Raw genomic sequence first — 6061 nt, forward strand, 5'->3', positions numbered from 1 at the left:
CTCAGGGCGCTGCGGGCACCGGAGCGGACCGACATCCCCTCCGGGGGCTACCGGATCGCCGTGGGCACCGTCGCGGACCGCGGGACGATCGCGCTCGACGGGGTCGGCGACGACGGCCTCTTCCACGCCGCGCAGACGCTGCGGCAGCTGATCGCCGGCGCACCGGGCCGGGCGAGGGTCCCCGGCGTCCTCGTACGCGACTGGCCGGGCACGGCCGTACGGGGAATGACGGAGGGCTTCTACGGGGAGCCCTGGGGCCATCAGGAGCGGCTGGCTCAGCTCGACTTCATGGGACGGACGAAGCAGAACCGCTATCTCTACGCGCCGGGCGACGACGCGTTCCGCCAGGCGCGCTGGCGCGAGCCGTACCCCGCCGCGCAGCGGGCCGAGTTCCGTGATCTGGCCGAACGCGCGGCGCGCAACCATGTGACGCTCGCGTGGGCCGTGGCTCCGGCCCAGGCCATGTGCATGTCGTCGCAGGACGACGTCAAGGCGCTCAACCGCAAGGTCGACGCGATGTGGGCGCTGGGTGTGCGTGCCTTCCAGCTCCAGTTCCAGGACGTCAGTTACAGCGAGTGGCACTGCGACGGGGACCGGGACGCCTTCGGTTCGGGTCCCGCCGCCGCGGCCAAGGCGCAGGCGCGTGTCGCCAACGCGGTGGCCGGGCACCTCGCGCGCCGGCACGCGGGCGGCGAGCCGCTGACCGTGATGCCGACGGAGTACTACCAGGACGGCGCCACCGAGTACCGCACGGCGCTCGCCGCGGACCTCGACGCGCGGGTCCAGGTGGCGTGGACGGGCGTCGGTGTCGTGCCGCGCACCATCACGGGACGCGAACTGGCCGGTGCGCGCGAGGCGTTCGAGCACCCGCTGGTGACGATGGACAACTACCCGGTCAACGACTACGACCAGGGGCGCATCTTCCTCGGCCCCTACACGGGCCGCGAGCCCGCCGTCGCCTCCGGTTCGGCCGCGCTCCTCGCCAACGCGAGCGAGCAGCCGTCCGCGTCCCGTATCCCGCTGTTCACGGCCGCCGACTACGCCTGGAACCCGCGCGGTTACCAGCCGCAGGAGTCCTGGCAGGCGGCGATGGACGATCTCGCGGACGGCGACCCCGAGGCGCGCGAGGCCATCGGCGCGCTCGCCGGGAACCACGCCTCCTCGATCCTGAACCCGACCGAGTCGGCTTATCTGCGCCCTCTGTTGAAGGAGTTCTGGAGCACCCGTACGGACGCGGCGTCCGCGGCGGACCCGAAGGCCAGGGACCGGGCGGCGAGCCGGCTGCGGGCCGCCTTCACCGTGATGCGTCAGACGCCGGAGCGCCTGTCCGGCACGGCGGAGGGCCGGCTGGACGAGGAAGTGCGGCCGTGGAGCGAGCAGTTGGCGCGCTACGGCCGGGCCGGTGAGCTGTCGGTCGACATGCTCCAGGCGCAGACCCGGGGCGACGGCGACGCCGCCTGGCAGGCGTCGCTCGACCTCGAACCGCTGCGCGAGGAGGCGGCGAGGAGCACGGTCACCGTCGGCAAGGGCGTGCTCGACCCGTTCCTCGACCGCGCGGCCAAGGAGTCTGCGGCCTGGACGGGCGCCGACCGCTCGGCGGGCCCGGAGGCGCGCGCCGAGCACAGCACCGACGCGTACACCGTCGGCGTGGGCCGCCCCCGCCCCGTCGGCGTGATCACGACCATGACGGAGCCGGGCACCGGCGACGGCGCCTCGGTGGAGGCGCACGTCCCCGGCGAGGGCTGGCGGCGGCTCGGCCCCGTGTCGGAGAGCGGCTGGACCCAGACCGACGCGAAGGGGCTGCGCGCCGACGCCGTACGGATCACCTGGCCCGCCGTGCCCGGCGCGACGGCGCCGTCGGTGCGGCGTGTGGTGCCGTGGTTCACCGACGAGCCGCGGGTCCGGCTCGATCTCGCCCGGACCGAGGTGGACGCCGAGATCGGCGGGAAGCCCCTGACGGTCGAGGCGGAGCTGGAGGCACAGCGGCCCGGTCCGGTCAGCGGCGCGCTGACGGCGAAGGCCCCCGACGGCGTGAAGGTGACGGTGCCCGAGCGGGTGACGGTGCCGCGCGGCGTGCGGACGACCGTGCCGATCCGGGTCGCCGTCCCCGAGGACACCCCGCCGGGGAGCTACCGGGTCCCGCTGACGTTCGGCGGCGAGGAGCGCGTCCTGACGGTGCGGGCGTCGCCGCGTACCGGCGGACCCGACCTCCTGAGGACGCCGTCCGTCACCGCCTCCTCGTCCGGCGACGAGACGCCCGATTTCCCGGCGTCCGCGGCGACGGACGGCGACCCCGCCACCCGCTGGTCGTCGCCCGCCGAGGACGGCGCGTGGTGGCAGGCGGAGCTGGCGGAGCCGGTCCGGCTGGGCCAGGTCGTACTGAACTGGCAGGACGCCTACGCGAGCGGCTACCGGGTCCAGGTGTCGGCCGACGGGCGTGTGTGGCGCGACGCCGCGCGTGTGGACGGGGGCCGGGGCGGGCGCGAGGCGGTCCGGATGGACGCGAAGGACACCCGCTTCATCCGGATCCAGGGCGAACGGCGCGCGACGGAGTTCGGTTACTCGCTGTGGTCGGTTGAGGCGTACGCGGTGACGGAAGCGCCGCCCCGTCCGTAGGCGCCTTGTCCGCGGGAGGGGGCGACCGCGTCCGTGGGCGCCGCCTCCGCAGGAGGAAGCGCCGTCACGGCCGGTGCGCCCCGCACGACGAAGGCCCGGATCCTAGGCAGAGATGCCGTCGATCCGGGCCACCGCGTCCTCGGCGCCGAAGGGTTGCAGATACGGCATCCAGCTCGGATCCCGGTGTCCGGTCCCGATGATCCGCCAGGCGAGTCCGGACGGCGGCGCGGGCTGGTGGCGCAGTCTCCACCCCAGCTCCCGCAGATGCCGGTCGGCCTTCACGTGGTTGCAGCGGCGGCAGGCGGCCACCACGTTGTCCCACACGTGTTTCCCGCCCCGGCTGCGCGGGATGACGTGGTCGACGCTGGTGGCGACGCTGCCGCAGTACATGCAGCGCCCGCCGTCCCGGGCGAAGAGCGCGCGGCGGGTCAGCGGAACGGGCCCCCGGTAGGGCACCCGTACGAACCGCTTCAGCCGTACGACGCTGGGCGCGGCGACGACCTGGGTCTCGCTGTGCAGGAAGGCGCCGGATTCCACCAGGCAGATGGCCTTGTTCTCCAGAACGAGGACGAGCGCGCGGCGGAGCGGTACGACGCCGAGCGGCTCGTACGACGCGTTGAGGACCAGGACATGTGGCACGGTGCCTCCTAGTACGCCGGCGGCGCGTGGCTCGCGCCGGGACGATCTGTCTCAGTCTCTCCTCATGCCTGGTCCGAACGCCACCACGTCTTGGTAACGGGCTCGGAGTGTTTTCGCCCACACGCGCCCCGCGGCCCCTGACCTGGCGTGTCCACGCCCCCGTGACTTCCTGGGACTTCGCCCGGCGCCGGCGCGTGAGGAGTGTCTCTCCCCCGCGCACGGCGACGAAGGACTCGCGATGCCCCGTTAGTGTGGTTGGTCCCGCCCGTGTTTCCAGGAGGTTCCCGCCGTGTCCCTGTCCGCCGCGCCGGCCCCGGACCCGTCGTCCGGGCCCGCCACATTCGACGAGGCGGCGGAACGCGCCAACGACGCCGCCGGCTGGGTGGAGCAGAACTGGTCCACCTGGCTCAGTGTCGGTCTGCGCATCCTGCTGATCGTGGTGATCGCGCTCGTCCTGCGCCATGTGCTGCGGCGCACCATCACCAAGCTGATAGCGAGGATGAACCGCAGCGCCACGGCGGTCGAGGGCACGGCGCTCGGCGGCCTCCTGGTGAACGCGGAGCGGCGCAGGCAGCGTTCGGAGGCGATCGGTTCGGTACTCCGGTCGGTGACGTCGTTCGTGATCCTCGGTACGGCGGCGCTGATGGCTCTGGGGGCGCTGAACATCAATCTGGCCCCGCTGCTCGCGTCGGCGGGTGTCGCGGGTGTGGCCCTGGGCTTCGGCGCGCGCAATCTCGTCACCGACTTCCTCTCCGGCGTCTTCATGATCCTGGAGGACCAGTACGGCGTGGGCGACACCATCGACGCGGGCGTCGCTTCGGGCGAGGTCATCGAGGTCGGTCTGCGGGTGACCAAGCTGCGCGGCGACGACGGCGAGATCTGGTACGTCCGCAACGGCGAGGTGAAGCGGATCGGCAACCTGAGCCAGGGATGGGCCACGGCCGGTGTCGATGTGACGGTCAGGCCGACCGAGGACCTGGACAGGGTCCGCGAGGTGATCACCGCGGTCGCCGAGAAGATGGCGAAGGAGGACCCCTGGGCCGAGCGCCTGTGGGGCCCGGTGGAGATCCTCGGCCTGGATTCCGTGCTGCTCGAATCGATGACGGTGCGGGTGAGCGCGAAGACGATGCCGGGCAAGGCCCTGGGCGTGGAGCGCGAACTGCGCTGGCGCATCAAGCAGGCGTTCGACGCGGCGGGCATCCAGATCGTCGGCGGACTGCCCCTGGCGGGCACGGAGGCGGCGTCCGCCGACCCGACCGCCGGTGTGGCGGCGCCGTCGGCCCTGGCGAGCCCCACGTCGCCGCAGTCCCTCGCGGCGTCGCCGATACCCCCGCAGTCCCCGAACCCCAATCTGACGAAGTAGGGCCGGGCGTCCGGCCGCTGCACCGGGCACCCGGTCGAACACGCTTCGCACACGCGCCCCCGCAGGTAACGCTTTGGTTGCCTCGGGGGCGCTGCCCGTGAACGGGTATTGACTGCTCCCCGACGTGCGGCCTACTTTCCTCCCATCAAATAGGAAACTTTCCTAACAGTGTCGGAACACGACACCGGGAGAGCAGTCGCCGAAGGGCAGGTGCACACGTCGTGAGCGATCCGTCCACGCCGTCCCCGGGCACACCACGCGTTCTGCGCGCGATGAACGACCGTGCCGCGCTGGATCTGCTGCTGGCGCACGGCACCCTCTCCCGCACCCGGATCGGCAAACTGACCGGTCTCTCCAAGCCCACCGCCTCCCAGTTGCTGGCCCGTCTGGAGGCGGCCGGTCTCGTCGTCGCCACCGGCACCACGGAGGGACGCCCGGGGCCCAACGCGCAGCTGTACGCGGTGAACGCGGGCGCCGCCCACGCCGCCGGGCTCGACGTGAACCCGCAGCGCATCCTCGCCGCCGTCGCGGACATCACCGGCGCCACCGTCGGCCGGTTCGAACTGCCGACGCCGGGACGCCGGTCCGACGGCGTCGCGACCCAGGTGACCGACGCGCTGGAGGGAGCCGTGAAGGCCGCCGGGCTGGCGCGCGGCGACGTGCACCGCGTCGTCATCGGTACGCCGGGCGCCTTCGACCCCTCCACCGGACGCCTGCGGTACGCCTCGCACCTGCCCGGCTGGCACTCCCCCGCACTGCTCGACGAACTGGCCGGCGCCCTGCCGATGCCCGTCGAGTACGAGAACGACGTGAACCTCGCCGCGGTCGCCGAACAGCGGCTGGGAGCGGCCCGCGGCCACGACGACTTCGTCCTCCTGTGGAACCAGGAAGGTCTCGGCGCCTCGCTCGTCATCGGCGGACGGCTGCATCGCGGCTTCACCGGGGGCGCCGGCGAGGTCGGGTTCCTGCCGGTGCCGGGCACTCCCCTCGTACGCCAGGTGGTCAAGGCCAACAGCGGCGGCTTCCAGGAGCTGGCGGGCGCCCAGTCCGTACCGCGCCTCGCCCGGAGTCTCGGCATCGAGACGCCGGAGCAGCCGTACGCGGACGTCGCCGCCGCCCTCCTCACGAAGGCCGCCGCCGAGCACGGGGAGGACCCCCGGCTGGCCGAACTGCTGCGCCTGTTCGCACAGCGGCTCGCCACCGGACTGGCGTCCGTGACCGCCGTGCTCGACCCCGAACTCATCGTCCTCGCGGGCGGGGTGACCGCCGCCGGCGGCGAACCGCTGCGCGCGCTGGTCCAGGCGGAACTCGCCGAACTGGCCGCCTCCAGGCCGCGGCTGGTCGTCGGGGAGGTGCGGGAAGACCCCGTGCTGCGGGGTGCGCTGGAGAGCGCCCTCGCGACCACCCGCGACGAGGTCTTCGACACCTCCCGCTGATCCACCC

Annotated in this window: 4 protein-coding genes; 3 read left to right on the top strand and 1 reads right to left on the bottom strand. The window is 73.2% G+C overall.

Translation table 11 applies throughout. From position 1 onward, the window contains the following. The coding region (locus GXP76_RS33385) for a beta-N-acetylglucosaminidase domain-containing protein (RefSeq protein WP_242575368.1) at positions 1 to 2616 on the top strand (2616 nt) is incomplete at its 5' end. Between the two features lie 102 nt (positions 2617 to 2718). Here the strand turns inward: GXP76_RS33385 and GXP76_RS33390 are convergent. Further along, positions 2719 to 3255 carry an HNH endonuclease gene (locus tag GXP76_RS33390; RefSeq protein ID WP_242575369.1) on the bottom strand — a complete coding sequence of 179 codons (537 nt, stop codon included), beginning with the start codon at positions 3253 to 3255 and terminating at the stop codon, positions 2719 to 2721. 289 nt (positions 3256 to 3544) lie between these two features. On the opposite strand from GXP76_RS33390, the gene GXP76_RS33395 reads away from it, so the two are divergent. Continuing rightward, on the top strand, positions 3545 to 4618 hold the full coding sequence (locus GXP76_RS33395) for a mechanosensitive ion channel family protein (RefSeq protein WP_242575370.1): 1074 nt from the start codon (positions 3545 to 3547) through the stop codon (positions 4616 to 4618). A 272-nt stretch (positions 4619 to 4890) separates the two neighbouring features. Further along, a complete protein-coding gene (locus GXP76_RS33400; RefSeq protein ID WP_242575371.1) occupies positions 4891 to 6054 on the top strand; it encodes an ROK family transcriptional regulator in 1164 nt (387 codons plus the stop codon). Positions 6055 to 6061 lie beyond the last annotated feature (7 nt).

The sequence above is a fragment of the Streptomyces sp. NP-1717 genome (assembly GCF_022695985.1).
In the GTDB taxonomy this organism is placed as follows: Bacteria; Actinomycetota; Actinomycetes; order Streptomycetales; family Streptomycetaceae; genus Streptomyces.

Bases quoted from the DNA above. Each gene is read 5' to 3' on its own strand.
- GXP76_RS33400 (WP_242575371.1), top strand. From the start codon at position 4,891: ATGAACGACCGTGCCGCGCTGGATCTGCTGCTGGCGCACGGCACCCTC.